Here is a 19,856-nt window from a genome sequence, read left to right as displayed (position 1 = left end):
CGGGCGCCGCACGGGTGGTCGGTGCGGCGCTGCGCGTCGGCGTCGCGGCGACGGCGCGGCCGGGCGCGGTGACCGGATCGAGCAGCACGGTGTACTCGCGCAGCAGCCGGCCCTTGGCCCAGTTCACCTGGATCAGGAAGTCGAGGTAGGGGTCGCGCACCGCGTCCTTGCTGGTCACGCGGATCACCGTGCGGCCCTCTGCGTCGGTGCCCACGGCGAAGTCGATCGGCACGTTGAGGCTGCCGCGGCTCAAGCCGATGCGGCTGAAGTCTTCCTCGGACGCCAGCCCCACCTGCAGTCCGGCGGCTTCCGCCGGACTGTCCACGATCACCGGGATCTCGGCGACCAGGGGCTGGTTCAGCGCGGACTTCACCTGGATCTGCCCGAGGCCGAGGGCCAGGGCCTGCGTGCTGCCCAGAGCCAAGGCGAACGCGATCGCCGTCGGCAGCTTGTATGAGCGCTTCATGGTTCTGGCCCCCCAAAGGCCTCTGCAGCCGCCGCGGCCGTCATCAAAACTCGACGCCACCTCACGACGGTGTCGCAACTTTAGTTCACAAAAAGGTTTTTACCAAGAGTTCGGCCACCTGAACAGCGTTCAGGGCGGCGCCCTTGCGGATATTGTCGGCCACGACCCAAAGATCGAGGCCGCGCGGGTGGGAAAGGTCCTCGCGGATGCGGCCCACGTAGACCGGGTCCTTGCCGGCGGCGTGCGAGACGGGCGTCGGGTAGCCGCCCGGCCTGCGCTCGTCCACCACGACCACGCCCGGCGCCTTTTCTAGCAGCGCGCGCGCCTGCTCCGCCGTGATCCTGTCGCGGGTTTCGATATGCACGGCCTCGGCGTGGCCGTAGAACACCGGCACGCGCACCGCGGTCGGGTTCACGCGGATCGCCTCGTCCTCGAGGATCTTGCGCGTCTCCCACACCATCTTCATCTCTTCGCGCGTGTAGCCGTTGTCCTGGAAGTCGTCGATCTGCGGGATCAGATTGAAGGCGATCTGCGTCTGGAACTTCGCCGGCTTGGCCTCCTGGAAATTAAGCAGCGCGGCGGTCTGGCGGCCGAGCTCCTCCAGCCCGGAGCGCCCGGCGCCCGACACCGACTGGTAGGTGGCGACGTTGATGCGCTCGATGCCGACGGCGCGGTGGATCGGCGCCAGCGCCACCAGCATCTGCATGGTCGAGCAGTTGGGGTTGGCGATGATGCCGCGGTGCACGTGGTGCGCGATCGCGTGCGGATTGACCTCGCTGACCACCAGCGGCACATCGTCCTGGTAGCGGAATTCGGAAGTGTTGTCGATCACCACCGCACCGGCCGCGGCCGCGCGCGGCGCGTGCTCGCGGCTGACCTTGCCGCCGGCGGAGAAGAAGGCGATGTCGACGCCGGCGAAGTCGTACTCCGCCAGGTTGCGCACGGTGACGCGCTTGCTGCCGAACTCCACCTGCTCGCCGGCGGAACGCTCGCTGGCCAGCGGCACCAGTTCGCTCACCGGGAACTTGCGCTCGGCCAGGATCGACAGCAGGGCTTCGCCCACGGCGCCGGTGGCGCCGACCATCGCTACCTTGTAGTTCGTCTTCTTGGTCATGGCGGGAAATCTACCGGGTTATCCTTGACGCGGATGGACGCGGATACAGCCGATCCGCGTCCAAAATCCTCTCGCCCCGCAGGCGCAGGCAGCATCACGGAATGCGCGGCGCGACGGGACCGACGTCGCCGCACTGCGCGCGGTGGCGCAGCGCCTGGTCCATCAGCACCAGCGCCACCATCGCCTCGGCGATCGGCGTGGCGCGGATGCCGACGCAGGGGTCGTGGCGGCCCTTCGTCGCCACTTCCACCGGCTCGCCGCGCAGGTTCACGCTGCGGCCCGGCCTGAGGATGCTGGAGGTCGGCTTCAGCGCGATCGAGGCGACGATCGGCTGGCCGGTGGAGATGCCGCCGAGGATGCCGCCGGCGTGGTTGGAGAGGAAGCCGTCCGGCGCGATCTCGTCGCGGTGCGTGCTGCCGCGTTGCGCGACCGCGGCGAAACCGGCGCCGATCTCGACGCCTTTGACCGCGTTGATGCCCATCAGCGCCGCGGCCAGTTCCGCATCCAGCTTGCCGTACACCGGCTCGCCCCAGCCGGGCGGCACGCCCTCGGCGACCACGGTGACGCGCGCGCCGACCGAGTCGCCGGCCTTGCGCAGCGCGTCCATGTAGGCCTCGAGCTCCGGCACCATCGCCGCGTCCGGCCAGAAGAACGGATTCGCCTCGACGGCGCCCGGGTCGAAGGCGCGCGGCACCAGCTCGCCGAGTTGCGCCAGATGGCCGCGCACGCGCACGCCGTGGCGCTCGGCCAGCCATTTCTTCGCGATGACCGCCGCGGCCACGCGCATCGTCGTCTCGCGCGCCGAGCTGCGGCCGCCGCCGCGCGGATCGCGGATGCCGTACTTCTGCCAGTAGGTGTAGTCGGCGTGGCCGGGGCGGAAGGTGTCGGCCAGCTCGGCGTAGTCCTTCGGGCGCGCGTCGACGTTGCGGATCAGCAGCGCGATCGGCGTGCCGGTGCTGCGCCCCTCGTACACGCCGGAGAGGATCTCCACTTCGTCCGCCTCGCGCCGCTGCGAGGTGTGGCGCGAGCGGCCGGTGGCGCGGCGCGCCAGGTCGGCGGCGAAATCCTCCGCCGCCAGCGCCAGCCCCGGCGGGCAGCCGTCGACCACGCAGCCGATCGCCGGGCCGTGGCTCTCGCCGAAGGTGGTGACGGTGAACAGCTTGCCGAAGGAGTTGCTGGACACGGAGGTCGGGCGGCTGGCGTCGGTGGGCGGTGATCAGGGAGCGGAAGCCGCGCGCAGCGTAGCAATTCCGCCGGCGGATGCCATCATCGCCGCCGCGCCCGCGCGGCGGCGCGGATCGCCTTCGCGTGCTCGACCAGGTCGCGGCGCTCCAGCGCGAACACGCCCATCGGCCCGACCTTGAACTCGATCCACACGAACGGCACCTCCGGCAGCAGCTCGACCAGGGCGCGCTCGCTCTCGCCCACCTCGACGATCAGCAGGCCGTCCTCGGTGAGGTGGTCGGCCGCCTCGTCGAGGATGCGCAGCGCGATGTCCAGGCCGTCGTCGCCCGCGGTCAAGCCTAGCCGCGGCTCGTGGCCGTATTCGGGCGGCATGGCGGCGTATTCCTGCTCGGTGACGTAGGGCGGATTGGACACGATCAGGTCGTAGCGCTCGCCGGCCAGCGCGGCGAACAGGTCCGAGCGCAGCGCGCGCACGCGGTCGCCGACATGCTGGAAGGCGATGTTTTCGCGCGCCAGCGCCAGCGCCTCCTCGCTGACGTCGGCCAGGTCGACCCGCCAGTCGGGGTTGCGCTCGGCCATGGCGATGCCGATGCAGCCGGAGCCGGTGCACAGGTCCAGCGCGCGCTCGACGCGGCGGCCGTCCAGCCACGGCGTGAAACCGCTCTCGATCAGCTCGGCGATCGGCGAGCGCGGCACCAGCGCGCGCGGATCGCTCTTGAACTTGAGCCCGGCGAACCAGGCCTCGCCGACCAGGTAGGCCACCGGCGTGCGCTCGGCGATGCGGCGCTCGATCAGCGCCAGCACGCGTTCGCGCTCGGCCGCGGTCAGGCGGCCCTGGCCGTAGGCGGGCGGCAGGTCCGGCGGCAGGTGCAGCGTCGCCAGCACCAGGTGCGCCGCCTCGTCGATGGCGTTGTCGTGGCTGTGGCCGAAAGTCAGGCCGGCCGCGGCGAAGCGGCTGGCGGCGTAGCGGATGAAGTCGACGATGCTGGCGAGTTCGGCGGTCACGGCGCGGCGCTGCGGCAAAGGGCCGTCCAGTATAGCGGCGCGTGCCGCTTATAATCGCCGGATGACCGCCTCCCGCACCCGCACCCGCGGCCGCGCGCCGCTCGCCGCTCTCATCGTCGTCGCCGCCTTTGCCGCCGCCCTCGGCCTGTGGCTGGGCGCGCGCCATTTCGCCGCGCCGACGCCGCCCCCGCTGACCGCCGCCGTGCTCTACCCCGCACCGCGCGCGCTGCCCGACTTCAAGCTCGTCCGTGCCGACGGCGCCGCGTTGACCAAGGCCGACTGGAGCGGGCGCTACACGGTGGTGTTCTTCGGTTACACCAGTTGCCCCGACGTCTGCCCGACCACGCTGCAGACCTTCAAGCAGGCTTGGGAACTGCTGAAGCGGAAGGGCCTCGCCGACCGCGTGCGCATCGACTTCGTCTCGGTCGACCCGCAGCGCGACACGCCGCAGCGGCTCGGCGACTACGTGCACTACTTCAGTCCGGACTTCGTCGCCGCCACCGGCAACGACGAGGAGCTGACCAAACTGACCCGCGCGCTGGGCCTGGTCTACGCGCGCGAGCCGGACGGCCGCGGCGGCTACAGCGTGGACCACAGCGCCTCGGCGGTGATCATCGACCCGCAGGGCCGCGAGCTCGGCCTGTTCCGCCCGCCGCTGGCGGCGGAGAGCCTGGCCGACGACCTCGAGCGTCTGCTCGGCTGGAAGGGCTGACATGCCGATCCGGCTGTGGCTGCAGTACGCGCTGCCGCATCGCGCGCTGTCGCGGATCGTGCATTGGGCGACGCGCTGGACGTGGCGACCGTGGAAGGACTTCCTGATCGGCGCCGTGGTCCGGCGCTTCGCGGTCGACATGACCGAGGCGGCCGAACCCTCGCCGCGCGCCTACCCGCACTTCAACGCCTTCTTCACCCGCGCGCTCAAACCCGGCGCGCGCCGGCCGGACGCCGATCCCGCCGCCCTGCTCTGCCCGGCCGACGGCCGCATCAGCCAGGCCGGGCGCATCGAGGCGGGGCGCATCTTCCAGGCCAAGGGCCGCAGCTACACCGCCGCCGAGCTGCTGGCCGACGACGAGGCCGCCGCGCCTTATCGCGACGGCCACTTCGTCACCGTCTACCTTTCGCCGCGCGACTACCACCGCGTGCACATGCCGCTGGCCGGCGAACTGCAGGAAACCGTGCACGTGCCCGGACGCCTGTTCAGCGTGGCGCCGTTCGCCGTCGAGGGCGTGCCGCGGCTGTTCGCGCGCAACGAGCGGCTGGTCTGCCACTTCCGCGGCGAGCGCGGCCCGTTCGCGGTGGTGATGGTCGGCGCGCTGCTGGTCTCCGGCGTGGCGACGGTGTGGGGCGGGGCCGAGATCCCGCCCTACGCCTCGCGCATCGTGCGCCGCGACTGGCGCGGCCGCGGCGTGCGCCTCGAGCGCTTCGCCGAGATGGCGCGCTTCGAAATGGGCTCGACGGTGATCGTGCTGCTGCCGGCCGGCGCCGGCAGCCTGGACACGGACCTGCGCCCCGACCAGCCGGTGCGGGTCGGCGGGCGCCTGGGCCGGGTCTGAGCCCCCTTTCCCAGGCCCTGCGTTTGCCCCAGAATGTGACGCGGTTCGTCAATTTGTGACGTTCCGCGCGTAGGAATCCGCGTTCCTGGCGCTATGCTTTCGTCGCCGCCACCGAGGGGGCGGACCCTGTGTCCGAAACGGTCGTCCGAGGAAAGGTCATGCGCTTTCTCACTCGCATCATCGCGATGAGCCGTGCCGTGCGGCTCGGCCGCCAGTTCCGCGACATCGATCGCGCCATCGGCGATCTGTCGGTGCCGGCGCGCAAGCAGCTGGCGCTGCTGGCCATGAAGGAATTCGCCTGCGCGGCGAAGAGCGAATTCCCGCACCTGTACGGCACGCCGCCGGACCAGCGCTACCTGCCGTGGGGCGCCGGCACCGACATCGGTTTCGAGCGCGCGCGCTCGGAAAACCTGCAGGTGCGCCTGCGCGGCGCGGCGATGTGGCTGGCGGTGGCCTACCACGAGACCAAGGACTCGCCCTACGCCGAATTGCAGTCGCTGCACCGCCAGTTGCTGCGCGTGCTGCGCACGCTGAAGGAAACCGCGGCCGGCAGCGGCGATGCCGCGATGGCGGAATGGGCCGCGCGCGAAGCGGCGGCCTGATTCGCCCGCATCCGCAGCGCGAACGACGCCCGGGATCTCCCGGGCGTTCGTTTTTCCGCCGATCTCAGTTGCGCGCGCACTGCGGCAGGTGCAGCGCCTGCCCAGGGTGCAGGGCGTAATGCGGGGCGCGCAGCCGGTTGAGCTCGGCCAGCGCCTGCACGTTGGAGCAGCCCAGCTTGCGCACGATGCTGCTCAACGTGTCGCCGCGCCGCACGACGTAGGTGCGCGGCCGCTGCGTCTCCGGCGGCGGCGCCGGCAGCGCCGCCTCGTGCAGGTCGGCCGCCAGCGTCTGCCAGGGCCCGGCGGCGCAGGATTGCCGGTAGGCGGCCTCCAGCACCTTCGGCACCTGCAGCCGCGTGCCGGCCGGCTGCTCCACCTGCGGATTCAGCGCCGGGTTGAGGTTGCGCAGCGTGCGGAACCAGCCGTCGCGCATGCCGCCGGCCTGGCCGAGGCACACGGTCAGCTCGGCCAGCGAGGCCGGCTGCGCCAGCTCGATCTGGCCGGGCTCGCCGTCGACCTTGGGGAATTCGAGGTTGTAGCGCTCCGGGTGCAGGAACAGCCATGCGGCGGCCAGCACCATCGGCACGTACTCGCGCGTTTCCGGCGACAGGGTGAAATAGATCTTCGGGTCCCAGAAGCTGGCGTCGGGGTTGGCCGCGGCCACGCGCCGCATGCGCCCCTCGCCGCCGTTGTAGGCGGCCAGCACGAACTCGAGATTGTCGTTCAGCGCCTTGAGCTGCTCGTCGATATAGGCCGCGTTGGCGCGCGCGGCGAGGGCCGGGTCGAAGCGCTCGTCGAAGCCGTTGACGGTCGCCAGGCCGAAGCGCAGGCCGGTGGCGTACATGAACTGCAGCGGCCCGGCGGCGCCGGAGCGCGACATCGCGTGCACCTTGCCGCCGGACTCCTTGGCGAGGATGCCGAACAGCAGCGCCTCCGGCAGGTCGGCCTTGCGGTATTCCGGCCACATGCGGTAGCGCAGGTACTGGTAGTTGACCCAGGCGTCCATCAGGTTGGGGCGCATCTGCGTCAGCCACTCTTCCAGCGCCGCCTTCACCGGACCGTTCATCGCGATCAGGTCGGACAGCTTGTGCCCGCGCAACAGGGTCACCGTGCGCTGCGCCTGCGGCATCGCCTGCAGCACCGGCGACTGCTCGCCGGCGGTGTCCTCGTCGGACTGCGTGTCGGGCAGGGTCTGCTCGGCCGGCTCGCCGGCCAGCTCGCCGCCGTCCTTCAGCCGCAACAGGCGATCGAAAGTGGAGAAGAAGCGCTGCGCCTCGCAGCCCGCCGTGGCGCCGCACTGCGCGGCGGAGCGCAGCAGCTCGTCCAGCGCCTTGTGCAGCGCCGCGTCGGCGCCGGGATCGCCGCCGCTCTGCATCTTCAGCGCGTCCTCGTAGCCGCGACTGGCCTCGTCCAGCTTCGCGTACAACGCGTCCACCGCCTTGTCGTCGATCCTGTTCGGCGCGGCTGGCGGCCTCGACGGCGAGGCGGCGCAGCCGGCGAGCGCGACGACGGCGGCCAGGGGCGAGAGGACGCGGAGACGTAGGGACATGCGCGATTTCCAGGGCACAAAAAGGCTACAAAGTAACCATCGCATCGCGATCGCTCAAGCGTCCGTGACGCGGCATACAATCCGGTCAAGTGCAAGGAGGGTGCCCACGTGCCCGAGATCCTGATCGGCAAGAACGAGAGCACCGCGGTCGCGCTGGAAGCGCGCTACGGCAACCGCCACGGCATGATCGCCGGCGCCACCGGCACCGGGAAATCGGTGTCGCTGATGGTGCTCGCCGAGGGTTTCTCGAAACTCGGCGTGCCGGTGTTCCTGGCCGACGTGAAGGGCGACCTGGCCGGCCTGTCGCAACCGGCCGGCGCGCCCGGCGACAAGCTGAAGGCGCGCATCGACAAGCTCGGCCTCGGCGGCTGGGCGCCCGCCGCCAATCCGGTGGTGTTCTGGGATCTCTTCGGCAGGCTCGGCCATCCGGTGCGCACCACCGTCTCGGAGATGGGCCCGACCCTGCTGGCGCGGGTGATGGAACTGAACGACACCCAGGAAGGCGTGCTGGAGATCCTGTTCAAGGCCGCCGACGACAACGGCTGGCTGCTGCTCGACCTCGCCGACCTGCGCGCGCTGCTGCAGTTCGCCGCCGAACACGCGAAGGACATCTCCGACCGCTACGGCCTGGTCGGCACGCAGTCGGTGGCGGCGATCCAGCGCGCCGTGCTGAAGCTGGAGCAGGCCGGCGCCGAGCGGTTCTTCGGCGAGCCCGCGCTCGACCTCGCCGACTTCATGCGCCAGGACATGTCCGGCCGCGGCGTGATCAACGTGCTCGCCGCCGACCAACTGATCCTGCAGCCGCGCCTGTACTCGAGCTTCCTGCTGTGGCTGCTGTCGGAACTGTTCGAGCGCCTGCCCGAGGTCGGCGACCTCGAGCAGCCGAAGCTGGTGTTCTTCTTCGACGAGGCGCACCTGCTGTTCGACGACTGCCCGCCGGCGCTGCGCCGGCGCGTCGAGCAGGTGGTGCGGCTGATCCGCTCCAAGGGCGTCGGCGTGTATTTCTGCTCGCAGAACCCCGACGACGTGCCGGACGAGGTCCTCGGCCAGCTCGGCAACCGCATCCAGCACGCGCTGCGCGCGTTCACGCCGCGCGACCAGAAGGCGGTCAAGGCCGCGGCGGAGACCTTCGCGCCCAACCCGAAGCTGAAGGTCGCCGAGGCGATCGGCCGGCTCGGCGTCGGCGAGGCGCTGGTCTCGACGCTGCGCGCCGGCGGCGTGCCGTCGCCGGTGGAACGTGTGCTGGTGGTGCCGCCGTGCTGCCGCATCGGCGCGATCACCGAGGAGGAACGCGCGACGGTGCGCGCGCGCTCGCCGGTCGGCGGCAAGTACGACACGTCGGTCGAGCGCGAGTCGGCCGCCGAGATGCTCGCCAGGCGCGCGCAGGAAGCCGGCAAGGCGGCGCCCGCCGCAGGCGAAGCCGCCGCCCCGCCCACCGGCAACGGCTGGAGCGACGCCGTGCGCGACGCGCTGCTCGGCAGCAAGCGCCGCCAGGGTTTGATCGAGGCGATGGGCAAGTCCGCGGCGCGCTCGGTCGGCAGCCAGCTCGGCCGGCAGATCATGCGCGGCGTGCTGGGCTCGATCTTCCGCGGCCGCTGAGCGGCGCATCGCCCGCCATGCGCGCCGCCCACCGCGAAGGCGATCCGATCCCGCCCTACGCGCACCACCTGCCGGCCGCGCTGCGCTATCCGCTGCAACCGGCTGCGCTGACCGTCATCGCCGTGCTGGCGGTGGCGCATTTCGGCAACCGCCTGCCGGTGGTCGGCTGGCTGGTCGAAGCGGGCGTGTGGGCGGCGATGTACAAGTACGCCGCGGAATGCCTGCGCGGCACGGCGGACGGTCGTGCCGATCCGCCCGAGACGATGCTGCACACCGAGGACCGCGTCGGTTGGGCGCTGGTGGCGATCCAACTGGCCGTGCTGATCGCGCTGGCGCTGCTCGGCCGCGTCCACGCCGAAGCGGCGCTGGTGGCACTGCGCATCGCCGTCGCCGCGGTGCTGCCGGCGGTCTGCATGTCGCTGACCATGGACGGCAACGTGCCGCTCGCCCTCAACCCCGCCACCTGGGTCGCGGTGGCGCGGCGCTTCGGCGCCGCCTACGCGGCGCTGGTGGCGAGCTGGCTGGGCATCGGGCTGGCCCGCCACGTGCTGCAACGCGCGGCCGACGCCTTCCTGCCGTTGCTGCTGTCCGATCCGCTGCACTACGCGTTCGGCAATTACGCGCTGGTGCTGCAGTTCCATCTGGCCGGCTATCTCGTCTACGTCCACCACGCGCGCATCGGCCATCGCCCGGCGGCGTGGCAACGGGACGTCGAAAGCGGCCTGCACGCCGACGCCGAACTGGTCGAGCAGGCGCGATCGCACACCGCGCACGGCGCGCACCCGCTGGCCCTGGAAGCGCTGGCGCTGCGTCTGCGCGAGCACGACGCCCCCGACGCGGTGCACGCCGAGTACCGGCGCCTGCTGCGCCAGGCGGGCGACACGGCGGCTCTGCTGGCGCACGGCCGCGCATGGATCGGCGCCCTGCTCGCCCGCGACGAGGCGCACCGCGCGCTGAGCGTCGTCCGGGAGTGCCTGGCGCTCGATCCCGCCTTCCTGCCGGAATCGCCCGAACAGGTGCTCACGCTGGTGCGCCGGGCGGACGGCTTCGGCATGCCGCGGCTGGCGCTGCAGCTGGCCGACGCCTTCGCGCAGCGCAGCCCCGCGCATCCGCTGCTGCCGGACACCGAACTGGTGGCGGCGCGCCTGCTGGCCGACCGGCTCGACCGCCGCGACGAGGCGCGACGGCGCATCGCCGCCATCCTGGCGCGCTTCCCGGGCCACGCCACCGCGCCGGCGCTGCGCGCGTTGGACGCCCGGCTGGGCATGCCGTGATCGCACGACCACCCATCGCCGCTCCGATGGTTGCCGCGACAGCTTTTGACCCGGCCCCACGCGCGGCGTAGCGTGCGCTTCCCTTCCCCTTCGCAGCCGTCGTGCGGCTTGGCCGCAATGCGACGCCGGCGCGTTCGGTCATGCCCCCGAGCCGGCATGGGCGGGCCTCCGTGTGCCCGCCGGGAGCGCACCATGAAACGCCGCATCCTGGTCCTCGTGCTGTTGGCCTTCGCCATCGCCCTCCCCTTCGCCCACGCGCAGATGGCCGCCACCGGCACGCAACCGCGCGCCGTGGTCTCACTGTACCGGGTCGCGCCCGGCAAGCACCTGGAGTTCCTCAAGTGGATGGCGGCCCGGGACCGGGTCGCGCACGATGCCGGCCTGCCCGCCACGCGCTGGTACGCGCACGTGGACGGCGACGCCTGGGACTATGTCGCGATCAGCCCGGAGACGACGCCGGAACAGGACCGCAAGGTCGACGAGTTGTCCCGGCAGCGGGGCCTCAGCATCGGGATGAAGGCTGCGTTGGAATTCCGCGGCATGATCGCCTGGCATACCGACACCCTGACGGTCGGACCGGTTGCCGCCGACGACCTCCTGAAAATGGCGCAATGACGAAAGCCGGCACCGGCCCCGCCCTTGAGTCGGGCCGGTGCCTTTGGCATAACGCTGGGCCCACCGTTCGACGCACGACACCGATGGGCCGCTGGCGACCGCCCGCGCCGTCCTCGACGGCGATCATCACCCGCGAAGGCTACGAGCGACTGAAGGCCGAGCTCGACCATCTCTGGCATCGCGTGCGCCCGGAAGTGGTGGCGGCGCTGGCCGCGGCGGCGGCCGAGGGCGACCGCTCGGAGAACGCCGAATACACCTATCGCAAGAAGCAGCTCGCCGAGATCGACCGCCGCGTGCGCTACCTGTCCAAGCGCATCCCGTCGCTGAAGGTCGCCGCGGGCCTGCCGGGCGACCGCGAGGCGGTGTATTTCGGCGCCTGGATCGAACTAGAGAACGTGGCCAGCGGCGAGACGCTGCGCTACCGCATCGTCGGTCCCGACGAGACCGACGCGCGACAGGGCTGGATCAGCGTGGACTCGCCGCTGGCGCGCGCGGCGCTGAAGCGGCGCGTCGACGACGAGTTCGAGGCCGAACTGCCGGGCGGACGCGCGCGCTTCGCGATCGTCGCGGTGTCCTACGGCGAAAGCGTCTCGTAGCGCCACCCACGAACGGCCGCCGCGGCGCCCGCGCTCAGCCGCGCAGCCGTGCCGTCAGGTCGTGCGCGTCGGCAGCCTCGACCACGACCTCGACGAACTGCCCCGGCTTCAGCTTCTGGCCGTCGACGATGCGCACCACGCCGTCGATCTCCGGCGCATCGGCGCTGGAGCGCGCGACCGCGCCGTCGGCGCCGGCCTCGTCGACCAGCACGGTGAGCGTGCGGCCGATCTTGCGCCGCAATTTCGCCGCGCTCACCTCCGCCTGCACTTCCATGAAGCGCTCGAGGCGGTCCTCCTTCAGCTCCTCCGGCACCGGGTCGGGCAGCGCGTTGGCCTTGGCGCCCTCGACCGGCGAGTAGGCGAAGGCGCCGACGCGGTCCAGTTCGGCCGCGCGCAGGAAGTCCAGCAGTTCCTCGAATTCCGCATCGGTCTCGCCGGGGAAGCCGACGATGAAGGTGCTGCGGAGGGTCAGGTCCGGCACCGCCGCGCGCCAGGCGCGGATGCGCTCCAGCGTCTTCTCGATGTTGCCCGGCCGCTTCATCAGCTTGAGGATGCGCGGGCTGGCGTGCTGGAACGGGATGTCGAGGTAGGGAAGGATTTTCCCTGCGGTCATCAGCGGCATCACCTCGTCGACGTGCGGGTACGGATACACGTAATGCAGGCGCACCCACGCGCCGAGTTCCGCCAGGCCCTCGCACAATTCGGTCATGCGCGTGCGGTAGGCCTTGCCGCGCCATTCGCGTGCGGCGTACTTGAGATCGACGCCGTAGGCGCTGGTGTCCTGGCTGATCACCAGCAGCTCCTTGACCCCGCCCTTGACCAGTTTCTCCGCCTCGACCAGCACCTCGTCGACCGGCCGGCTGACCAGGTCGCCGCGCATCGACGGGATGATGCAGAAGCTGCAGCGGTGGTTGCAGCCCTCGGAAATCTTCAGGTAGGCGTAGTGCCTGGGCGTCAGCTTGATGCCGATGTCGCTGTCGTCCGCGCCGCCAAGGCGGCGCGGGGACGGCACCAGGTCGAGGAACGGATCGTGCTTCGGCGGCAGCGCCTCGTGCACCGCGTTCATCACGCTGGCGTAATCCTGCGGGCCGGTGATCGCCAGCACGTCCGGGTAGGCCTCGCGGATCAGCTCGGCGCGCTTGCCGAGGCAGCCGGTGACGATCACCTTGCCGTTCTCGTGCAGCGCCTCGCCGATCGCGTCCAGCGACTCCTGCACGGCGGCGTCGATGAAGCCGCAGGTGTTCACGACCACCGCATCGGCGGCGTCGTAGCGCGGCACGATCTCGTAGCCCTCCGCCTTGAGCTGGGTGAGGATGCGCTCGGAATCGACCAGCGCCTTGGGGCAACCGAGGCTGACGAAACCGATCTTGGGAGACTGGCTGGACATGCGCCGTGACCGCGGGAAAAGGCGCGGATTATAGCGCCCGCCGGCGGCGCCGCGGGCGCGCGTGGGGACGGTGGAACGGCTAGGATAGCTCCGCACAGGCCAGGGTCCCGGAGGTGATCGTGTCGAACCGGAGGGGGGCGGCGACCGGCTGCCTGCGCCGGGCGTTGCGCTGGAGCATGTCCGCGTTGCTGGCGGGCATGGCGCTGGCGCCGTGCGCGACCGGCGCCGCGTTCGCGGACGACGCCATCGGCCGCGCTAGCCGCACGCTGCACGCGTGGGCGCCGCGCATCCTCGATGCCGGCGCGATGCTGGAGCGCGGCATGCAGGGCTCCGCGCCTGCGGGCACCAGGGCGGTGCTGCTACGGTCGATCGCCTGGCTGGAAATCGCCTGCGGCGCTCCCGGGGAGGCGGCCGTAGCCTGGTCCCGCGTGCAGGCGGAGGCCGAGCGCCGCGGCGACGTGCGCCTGGCCCTATCCGCGCTTCAGCAGCAGACCGAATTCGCGTTGATCCTCGGCCGCTACGCGGAGGCGGAGGCGCATGCGCGCCGCCTGCTCGATGACGCGCGCGCCTCCGACGACAGCGGCTTCCGCGCCAGCGCGCTCGACTACGCCGCCGTGCTGGCGCGCCGGCGCGGCGAGCTGGAAGCCGCCGCGCAATTGCAGCGCCAGGCCCTCGAACTGCGCCGCCAACGCGCCGACCCGGCGGCGATCCGCCGTTCGCTGACCAACCTCGGCGTGGTGCGCCGCGACCAGGGCGACTTCGCCGGCGCGCTGGCGCTCCACCTCGAAGCGATGCGCCTCGGCGAAAGCCGCGACGACGCCGTCGACGCCGGCGTCTATCGCAGCATCGCCCTGCTCTACCGCGAAGTCGACGACCCCGAACAGGCCGACGCGTTCTTCCGCCGCGCGCTGGACGCCGAACGCGCGCACCCCGATCCGATTTCGCTCGCCGCCACGCTCGGCAGCTACGCCACCCTGCTGAACGACCACGGCAGCGCCGGACGCGCGCTGGCGATGGCGCGGCAGGCGCTGGCCCTCGACACGGTGCTGGGCAATCGCCCGCACATCGGCCTCGAGCGCGTGCAGATCGCGCGCGCGCTGCTCGACCTCGGCCGCCTCGACGAGGCGCAGGCCGAGGTGGACGAGGCGTTGCAGATCGGCAGCGCGCTGCGGCAGCGCGAGATCCTCGGCAGCGCCCTGCTGCTGCAGGGCATGCTCGACCAGCGCGCCGGCCGCCTGGATGCGGCCGCGGAAGCGCTCGACCGCGCCATCGGCCTGCTCGACGCCGCGCGCCTGATGCCGCAACTGATCGAGGCCTGTCGCCTGCGCGGCGCGCTCGCCGAGGCGCGCGGCGACTACCGCCTGGCGCTGGTCTACGAGCGCCGCCACGACGAATTGCGCCAGAACCTGCTCGGCGTGCGTTCCGGACAGCGGCTGGCGACGCTGCGCGCGCAGTACGAGAGCGACGCCGCGGCGCAGCGCATCCGCATGCTGACGCTGGACAACGAGGTGAAGGCGCTGAAGCTGCGCGAACAGACCCTGCTGCGCAACCTCGGGCTGTTCGGCTCCGCGCTGCTGGGCGCGCTCGCGCTGGTGCTGGCCGGCCGCTACCGCGCCACCCGCCGGCTGCACCGCGACCTCGCGCTGAAGCATGCGGAAGTGGAGCGCCAGCGCGGCTCGCTGCAGGCCGCCAACGAACGGCTGGGCGCGCAGGCCACCGAGCTGTATCAGGCGGCGATCAGCGACGCCCTGACGGGCGTCTACAACCGCGGCCACGTGCTGCGCCAGGCCGAGACGCTGATCGAGCAGCGCAACCGCGACGGCGGCGACTTCAGCGTGCTGATGATCGACTTCGACCACTTCAAGCGCATCAACGACGAACGCGGCCACCTGTTCGGCGACACCGTGCTGACCGCCGGCACGCAGGCGATCCGCCAGTGGCTGGAGCCCGGCGACCTGCTCGGCCGGCTCGGCGGCGAGGAGTTCCTGGTCGTGCTGGACGGCCGCGACGAGACCGCCGCGACGGCCCTGGCCGAACGCCTGCGCGAGCACGTCAGCACGGCGCTGGCGCGATTCGCCCCCGCCGGCGGCGCCTACACCATCAGCATCGGCGTGGCCAGCCTGCGCGCCTGCGACCCGCCCAGCCTGCGCGGACTGCTCGGCGCCGCCGACGCCGCGGTGTACGACGCCAAGACCGCCGGCCGCAACCGCGTCTCCGTCGCGCGCTACGCGCGCAATTGACTTCGCCGCCCCGCGGTCTACGCTGGCGCTTCCCGCAACGGAGGCGCCCATGGGCCAGCACATCCACCTCAACACCGCGCGCATGCAGTGCATCGGCGCCTGGCTGGCCAAACCGGAAGGCCGGCCGAAGGGCGGCATCGTGGTGGCGCAGGAGATCTTCGGCGTCAACGCGCACATCCGCGCCGTCGCCGAGGGTTTCGCCGCGCGCGGCTACACGGCGATCGCGCCGGCGTTCTTCGACCACCTGGAATCGGGCGTCGAGCTCGGCTACGACGAAGCCGGCACGGCGCGCGGCAGGGCGCTGGCCGGCGAACTCGATTTCCAGCGCGCGATCGAGGACGTCGCCAGCGCCGCCGAGTCGATCGCCTCCAGCGGCAGGGTCGGCGTGGTCGGCTACTGCTGGGGCGGCACCGTTGCCCTGCTCGCCGCGCAGCGGCTCGGCATGCCGGCGGTCAGCTATTACGGCGCGCGCAACGTGCGCTTCCTCGACCAGCCGCTGCGGGCGCCGGCGATGTTCCATTTCGGCGAACGCGACGGCTCGATTCCGGCGGAAGCGGTCGAGCGGCAACGGCAGGCCTATCCGCAGGCCGAGGTCTACATCTATCCGGCCGGCCACGCCTTCAACCGCGACGTCGATCCGCACGTCTACGATCGCGCCAGCGCGGAACTGGCGCTGCAGCGCACGCTGGCGTTCTTCGACAGGCACCTCGCCGGCGCATGAGCGGAACCTTCGCGCTGGATCCGCGCCTGGCCGCGGACACCGTCTTCGTCGCCGACCTGCCGCTGTCGCGCCTGCTGCTGATGGACGACGCCCGCTTCCCGTGGCTGATCCTGGTGCCGCGGCGCGCCGGCCTGGTCGAATGGTCCGACCTCGACCGCGACGCGCAGCACGCGCTGCTCGACGAAGCGCAGCTGGCCGCCGCGGCCCTGCGCGCCGTGGCGCCCTGCGACAAGCTGAACATCGGCGCGCTCGGCAACGTCGTGCGCCAGTTGCACGTGCACGTGGTGGCACGCCGCGCGGGCGACGCCGCCTGGCCCGGCCCGGTGTGGGGCAGCGGCGCCGCCGTGCGCTACGACGCCGCGGCGCGCGCGGCGTTGCCGGCGCGGCTGCGCGCCAGGCTCGGTTGAGGCCGCAACGTGGTCCCGGCGCCCGCCTTCACGCTGGAGCCGATGGGCGAGGACGCGCTGCTGCTGCGCTTCGGCGAGCGCATCGACGCCGCGCTGAACGCGCAGGTGCATGCGGCGGCGCGCGCGCTGCGCGACGCCGCCCTGCCCGGCCTCGAAGAGCTGGTGCCGGCCTATGCCAGCCTGCTGCTGCGCCTCGACGCCGCGACCGCCGCCGATGCAGACCGCATGTCAGCGATGGAACGGCGCGTGCGCGCCGTGCTGGATGCGCTCGCCGGCGGCGCCGAAGCGCCTGCCGGGGCCGCGGCGGCGCGCGCGATCGAAATCCCGGTCTGCTACGGCGGCGACTTCGGCCCGGATCTGGAAGACGTCGCCGCGCACGCCGGCCTCGACGCCGACGCGGTGATCGCGCTGCACGCCGCCGGCGACTACCGCGTCGCCATGCTCGGCTTCGCCCCGGGCTTTCCCTACCTGCTCGGCCTCGATCCGCGCCTGCACGCGCCGCGCCTCGCCACGCCGCGCACGCGCGTGCCGGCCGGCGCGGTGGCGATCGGCGGCGCGCAGACCGGCATCTATCCGCGCGCGCTGCCGGGCGGCTGGCGCATCGTCGGCCGCACGCCGCTGGCGCTGTTCGACCTCGCGCGCGAGCCGGCCTGCCTGCTCGCGCCCGGCGACCGCGTGCGCTTCCGCGCGATCGACGCCGCCGCGTTCGCGCGGCTCGCGGGCGACGGCGCATGAGCGTCGAGGTGCTGAAACCCGGCCTGCTGACCACGCCGCAGGACCGCGGCCGTGTCGGCCTGGCGCATCTCGGCATCGGCCGCGCCGGCGCGATGGACGCGCCCGCGTTGCGCCTCGCCAACGCGCTGGCCGGCAACCCGGCGAACGCCTGCGCGCTGGAGATCACCCTGCTCGGCCCGACCCTGCGCTTTCATGCCGACGCCGACATCGCGCTGACCGGCGCGCCGGTCGAGGCCCGCGTCGATGGCGCGCGCGTGCCGCTGTGGGCGCCGCTGCGCGTGCGCGCCGGCGCCACGCTCGCGCTCGGCGGCATGCGCCAAGGCTGCCGCAGCTATCTCGCCGTGCGCGGCGGCTTCGCCCTCGCGCCGGTGCTGGGCAGCCGCAGCCTCGACGTCAACGCCGCATTGGGACCGCTCGACGGCCGCGCCCTGCGCGCGGGCGACGTGCTGGCGGTCGGCATGGCGGAACGCGATGCGCGATCGGCAAACCGGAGATCGTGCGCGTCGTCCGCGCCGACCGAAGCGGTCTCGCCCGGCTGGAGCCTCGACTCCAGGCCTTGGTTCGACGGCGACGCGCAGCGCCCGTTGCGCCTGTTGCCGGGCACGCACGGCGAACACCTGGACGCCGCTTCGCAAGCCGCGCTGTTCGACGCCGCCTTCCGCGTCGCCGCCGATTCCAACCGCGTCGGCTATCGCCTCGAAGGTCCGCGCCTCGCGCTGACGGCGCCGCTGGAGCTGGTGTCGGAAGCCGGCGTCGCCGGCACCGTGCAACTGCCGCCGTCCGGGCAGCCGATCGTGCTGATGGCCGAGCATCCGGTCAGCGGCGGCTATCCGCGCATCGGCCACGTCGCCGCGGTGGACCTGCCGCGGCTGGCGCAGCGCCGCCCCGGCGATGCGGTACGCTTCGTGGCGACGACGCCGGAAGAGGCGCGCCATCGCCTCGCCGAACGCGAGCGCCGCCTGCAGCGCCTGGAAGCGGCGATCGCCCTGCGACTGGCACGGGACGCATGAAGACCCTCGATCTCAACTGCGACATGGGCGAGTCCTACGGCGCCTGGCACATGGGCCAGGACGAGGCCGTGCTCGGCTACGTCAGCTCCGCCAACATCGCCTGCGGCTTCCACGCCGGCGATCCCGTCATCATGCGCCGCACGGTCGAAGCGGCCGCGCGACGCGGCGTCGCCGTCGGCGCGCATCCCTCGCTGCCGGACCTGCAGGGTTTCGGCCGCCGCGCGATGGCGATCGCGCCGGAGGAGGCCTACGCGCTGACGCTGTACCAGACCGGCGCGTTGGCCGCGTTCGCGCGCGCCGCCGGCGCGCGCCTGCACCACGTCAAGCCGCACGGCGCGCTGTACAACATGGCGGCGAAGGATCGCGCACTGGCCGACGCCATCGCCGCCGCGGTGCGCGATTTCGACGGCGGCCTGGTGCTGGTCGGCCTGGCCGGCAGCGCGCTGGTCGAAGCCGGCCGCGCCGCCGGCCTCGCCGTCGCGCGCGAAGCCTTCGCCGACCGCCGCTATCGCGCCGACGGCTCGCTGACGCCGCGCTCCGAGGCCGACGCGGTGATCGACGACGTCGCCGCCGCCGTGGAACAGGCACTGTCCATCGCCACGCGCGGCGAGGCGCTCGCCGGCGACGGCGCGCGCGTCGTCATCGAAGCCGACACGCTGTGCGTGCATGGCGACCGCGCCGACGCGGCGACCTTCGCGCGCCGGCTGCGCGCGGCGCTCGAAGACGCCGGCGTGCGCATAGCCGCCCCGGAGCGCGGCGCATGAACTACTGGCCGCTGCTCGGCGTCGCCGTGGTCGTCGCCGGTTTCGCCCTGCGCCGCAATCCGGTGCTGGTGGTGGTCGCCGCCGGACTGGTCAGCGGCTTCGCCGCCGGCAAGTCGGCCGGCGACATCCTCGCCCTGCTGGGCACCAGCTTCGTCTCCAACCGCGCGCTGCTGCTGTTCGCGCTGACGCTGCCGGTGATCGGCGTGCTGGAGCGCGCCGGCCTGCGCGAGCACGCGCGCGCCTGGATCGAGAGCCTGCGCGGGCTGACTTTGGCCAGGCTGCTGATCGCCTACCTCGGCTTGCGCCAACTGCTGAGCATGCTCGGTCTGACCAACGTCGCCGGCCACCCGCAGACCGTGCGCCCGCTGCTGGCGCCGATGAGCGAAGCGGCCGCGGAGAAGCGCCACGGCACACTCGACGACGCCGAGCGCCAGCGCGTGCGCGCACTGGCCGCGGCCACCGACAACGTCGGCCTGTTCTTCGGCGAGGACGTATTCATCGCGCTGGGCGCCGTGCTGCTGATCCAGGGCTTCTATGCGCAGCACGGCATCGAGCTGACGCCGCTGCACATCGCGCTGTGGGCGCTGCCGACCGCGATCGCCGCGTTCCTGATCCATGCCGTGCGCATCGTCGCGTTCCAGCGCAGCCTGCGCCGCCAGCCGTCGTCCGCGGAGGTGACCGATGCTGCGGATTGAGCATGCCTACGGCCTGCTGGCGCTGTTTCTCGCCGCTGCCGCACTGCTGAACCTGCGCGAGCGCCGCGGCTGGGCGGCGGCATTCTGGGCGGTGCTGGCCGCGCTGTTCGGCGGCGGCGACGCCGTGCTGGCGGCGGCGCGCGCGGGCGACGCGTTGCCGGCGCAGCTCGCCGGTCTCGGCGTGATCGCGCTGGCGCTGCTGGCGTCGCGCATGCGCCGCGGCCATCTGCGCGAGCGCGAGGCGGAGGCACGCAGCGCCAGCGCGGCGCGGCTGCGCCACCGCCTGTTCGGTCCGGCCCTGCTGATTCCGCTGCTGACGGCCGCGGTCGCGCTCGGCGG

General features: G+C 72.6%; 21 protein-coding genes. 15 read left to right on the top strand and 6 right to left on the bottom strand.

From position 1 onward, the window contains the following. From MBSD_RS01360 to prmB, 4 genes are all read right to left on the bottom strand, one after another. On the bottom strand, positions 1-466 hold a 466-nt coding region (locus MBSD_RS01360), incomplete at its 3' end, for a type IV pilus assembly protein FimV (protein ID WP_425478083.1). Positions 467-551: 85 nt separating this feature from the next. Further along, entirely contained in the window at positions 552-1,580 is a 1,029-nt protein-coding gene (locus tag MBSD_RS01355) for an aspartate-semialdehyde dehydrogenase (RefSeq protein WP_062534354.1), read from the bottom strand. Positions 1,581-1,674: 94 nt separating this feature from the next. Continuing rightward, positions 1,675-2,763 (bottom strand): chorismate synthase, encoded by a 1,089-nt coding sequence (gene aroC, locus MBSD_RS01350; RefSeq protein WP_062534352.1) that lies wholly within the window; start codon positions 2,761-2,763, stop codon positions 1,675-1,677. A gap of 83 nt (positions 2,764-2,846) precedes the next feature. Beyond that, a complete protein-coding gene (gene prmB / locus MBSD_RS01345) occupies positions 2,847-3,770 on the bottom strand; it encodes a 50S ribosomal protein L3 N(5)-glutamine methyltransferase (RefSeq protein WP_062534358.1) in 924 nt (307 codons plus the stop codon). 61 nt (positions 3,771-3,831) lie between these two features. Between prmB and MBSD_RS01340 the strand changes: the two genes are divergently transcribed. From MBSD_RS01340 to MBSD_RS01330, 3 genes are all read left to right on the top strand, one after another. Beyond that, complete coding sequence (locus MBSD_RS01340) at positions 3,832-4,482, top strand: SCO family protein (protein WP_062534350.1); 651 nt, start codon at positions 3,832-3,834, stop codon at positions 4,480-4,482. 1 nt (position 4,483) lies between these two features. Beyond that, positions 4,484-5,323, top strand: a complete 840-nt coding sequence (gene asd, locus MBSD_RS01335; protein ID WP_062534348.1) for an archaetidylserine decarboxylase — start codon at positions 4,484-4,486, stop codon at positions 5,321-5,323. 158 nt (positions 5,324-5,481) lie between these two features. Further along, positions 5,482-5,925, top strand: coding sequence for a hypothetical protein (locus tag MBSD_RS01330; RefSeq protein WP_062534346.1), 444 nt, complete (start codon positions 5,482-5,484; stop codon positions 5,923-5,925). Between the two features lie 64 nt (positions 5,926-5,989). Here the strand turns inward: MBSD_RS01330 and MBSD_RS01325 are convergent, their stop codons facing one another. Then, complete coding sequence (locus MBSD_RS01325; protein WP_062534344.1) at positions 5,990-7,474, bottom strand: transglycosylase SLT domain-containing protein; 1,485 nt, start codon at positions 7,472-7,474, stop codon at positions 5,990-5,992. Between the two features lie 108 nt (positions 7,475-7,582). Here MBSD_RS01325 and MBSD_RS01320 point away from each other — a divergent pair, with 108 nt between their 5' ends. The 4 genes from MBSD_RS01320 to greB all read left to right on the top strand — a co-directional run bounded on the left by MBSD_RS01320 (position 7,583) and on the right by greB (position 11,558). Then, positions 7,583-9,073 carry a helicase HerA-like domain-containing protein gene (locus MBSD_RS01320; protein WP_062534342.1) on the top strand — a complete coding sequence of 497 codons (1,491 nt, stop codon included), beginning with the start codon at positions 7,583-7,585 and terminating at the stop codon, positions 9,071-9,073. 17 nt (positions 9,074-9,090) lie between these two features. Continuing rightward, positions 9,091-10,347, top strand: a complete 1,257-nt coding sequence (locus tag MBSD_RS01315; RefSeq protein ID WP_062534340.1) for a hypothetical protein — start codon at positions 9,091-9,093, stop codon at positions 10,345-10,347. 192 nt (positions 10,348-10,539) lie between these two features. Then, positions 10,540-10,962 (top strand): hypothetical protein, encoded by a 423-nt coding sequence (locus tag MBSD_RS01310; protein ID WP_062534339.1) that lies wholly within the window; start codon positions 10,540-10,542, stop codon positions 10,960-10,962. Positions 10,963-11,045: 83 nt separating this feature from the next. Then, the gene (gene greB, locus MBSD_RS01305) at positions 11,046-11,558 is read left to right on the top strand and encodes a transcription elongation factor GreB (RefSeq protein ID WP_062534337.1); all 513 of its coding nucleotides are present in this window, start codon (positions 11,046-11,048) and stop codon (positions 11,556-11,558) included. A 34-nt stretch (positions 11,559-11,592) separates the two neighbouring features. Here greB and rimO read toward each other — a convergent pair whose 3' ends face one another. Next, the gene (gene rimO / locus MBSD_RS01300; protein WP_062534336.1) at positions 11,593-12,945 is read right to left on the bottom strand and encodes a 30S ribosomal protein S12 methylthiotransferase RimO; all 1,353 of its coding nucleotides are present in this window, start codon (positions 12,943-12,945) and stop codon (positions 11,593-11,595) included. A 119-nt stretch (positions 12,946-13,064) separates the two neighbouring features. Here rimO and MBSD_RS01295 point away from each other — a divergent pair, with 119 nt between their 5' ends. From MBSD_RS01295 to MBSD_RS01260, 8 genes are all read left to right on the top strand, one after another. Continuing rightward, positions 13,065-15,185: a diguanylate cyclase gene (locus MBSD_RS01295; RefSeq protein ID WP_148667783.1), complete on the top strand. Its 2,121-nt coding sequence runs from the start codon at positions 13,065-13,067 to the stop codon at positions 15,183-15,185. A gap of 49 nt (positions 15,186-15,234) precedes the next feature. Next, positions 15,235-15,906: a dienelactone hydrolase family protein gene (locus MBSD_RS01290; RefSeq protein ID WP_062534331.1), complete on the top strand. Its 672-nt coding sequence runs from the start codon at positions 15,235-15,237 to the stop codon at positions 15,904-15,906. Beyond that, complete coding sequence (locus MBSD_RS01285) at positions 15,903-16,313, top strand: HIT domain-containing protein (RefSeq protein ID WP_062534329.1); 411 nt, start codon at positions 15,903-15,905, stop codon at positions 16,311-16,313. Before MBSD_RS01290 ends, MBSD_RS01285 begins: the two co-directional genes overlap by 4 nt. A 9-nt stretch (positions 16,314-16,322) precedes the next feature. Next, a complete protein-coding gene (pxpB, locus tag MBSD_RS01280) occupies positions 16,323-17,048 on the top strand; it encodes a 5-oxoprolinase subunit PxpB (RefSeq protein ID WP_237071716.1) in 726 nt (241 codons plus the stop codon). After that, complete coding sequence (locus MBSD_RS01275; protein WP_062534327.1) at positions 17,045-18,058, top strand: 5-oxoprolinase subunit C family protein; 1,014 nt, start codon at positions 17,045-17,047, stop codon at positions 18,056-18,058. The genes pxpB and MBSD_RS01275 overlap by 4 nt, the downstream gene beginning before the upstream one ends. After that, a complete protein-coding gene (locus MBSD_RS01270; RefSeq protein ID WP_062534325.1) occupies positions 18,055-18,822 on the top strand; it encodes a LamB/YcsF family protein in 768 nt (255 codons plus the stop codon). Before MBSD_RS01275 ends, MBSD_RS01270 begins: the two co-directional genes overlap by 4 nt. Next, positions 18,819-19,517, top strand: coding sequence for a DUF969 domain-containing protein (locus tag MBSD_RS01265; RefSeq protein ID WP_062534323.1), 699 nt, complete (start codon positions 18,819-18,821; stop codon positions 19,515-19,517). The genes MBSD_RS01270 and MBSD_RS01265 overlap by 4 nt, the downstream gene beginning before the upstream one ends. Beyond that, the coding region (locus tag MBSD_RS01260; RefSeq protein WP_114693178.1) for a 5-oxoproline transporter, DUF979 family subunit at positions 19,504-19,856 on the top strand (353 nt) is incomplete at its 3' end. The genes MBSD_RS01265 and MBSD_RS01260, both read left to right, overlap by 14 nt.

Source organism: Mizugakiibacter sediminis, from assembly GCF_000953855.2.
Taxonomy (GTDB): domain Bacteria; phylum Pseudomonadota; class Gammaproteobacteria; order Xanthomonadales; family Rhodanobacteraceae; genus Mizugakiibacter; species Mizugakiibacter sediminis.
The sequence above is the reverse complement of the archived record's forward strand: the minus strand, read 5'-3'. Positions and strand labels throughout refer to the sequence as shown.

What these genes read in the sequence shown, in the direction of transcription:
- MBSD_RS01290 (WP_062534331.1), top strand. Translation starts at nt 15,235, where the DNA reads ATGGGCCAGCACATCCACCTCAACACCGCGCGCATGCAGTGCATCGGC.
- MBSD_RS01310 (WP_062534339.1), top strand. Translation starts at nt 10,540, where the DNA reads ATGAAACGCCGCATCCTGGTCCTCGTGCTGTTGGCCTTCGCCATCGCC.
- asd (WP_062534348.1), top strand. Translation starts at nt 4,484, where the DNA reads ATGCCGATCCGGCTGTGGCTGCAGTACGCGCTGCCGCATCGCGCGCTG.
- MBSD_RS01340 (WP_062534350.1), top strand. Translation starts at nt 3,832, where the DNA reads ATGACCGCCTCCCGCACCCGCACCCGCGGCCGCGCGCCGCTCGCCGCT.
- MBSD_RS01285 (WP_062534329.1), top strand. Translation starts at nt 15,903, where the DNA reads ATGAGCGGAACCTTCGCGCTGGATCCGCGCCTGGCCGCGGACACCGTC.
- MBSD_RS01330 (WP_062534346.1), top strand. Translation starts at nt 5,482, where the DNA reads ATGCGCTTTCTCACTCGCATCATCGCGATGAGCCGTGCCGTGCGGCTC.
- MBSD_RS01355 (WP_062534354.1), bottom strand. Translation starts at nt 1,580, where the DNA reads ATGACCAAGAAGACGAACTACAAGGTAGCGATGGTCGGCGCCACCGGC.
- rimO (WP_062534336.1), bottom strand. Translation starts at nt 12,945, where the DNA reads ATGTCCAGCCAGTCTCCCAAGATCGGTTTCGTCAGCCTCGGTTGCCCC.
- MBSD_RS01265 (WP_062534323.1), top strand. Translation starts at nt 18,819, where the DNA reads ATGAACTACTGGCCGCTGCTCGGCGTCGCCGTGGTCGTCGCCGGTTTC.
- MBSD_RS01325 (WP_062534344.1), bottom strand. Translation starts at nt 7,474, where the DNA reads ATGTCCCTACGTCTCCGCGTCCTCTCGCCCCTGGCCGCCGTCGTCGCG.
- greB (WP_062534337.1), top strand. Translation starts at nt 11,046, where the DNA reads ATGGGCCGCTGGCGACCGCCCGCGCCGTCCTCGACGGCGATCATCACC.
- MBSD_RS01270 (WP_062534325.1), top strand. Translation starts at nt 18,055, where the DNA reads ATGAAGACCCTCGATCTCAACTGCGACATGGGCGAGTCCTACGGCGCC.
- MBSD_RS01275 (WP_062534327.1), top strand. Translation starts at nt 17,045, where the DNA reads ATGAGCGTCGAGGTGCTGAAACCCGGCCTGCTGACCACGCCGCAGGAC.
- MBSD_RS01315 (WP_062534340.1), top strand. Translation starts at nt 9,091, where the DNA reads ATGCGCGCCGCCCACCGCGAAGGCGATCCGATCCCGCCCTACGCGCAC.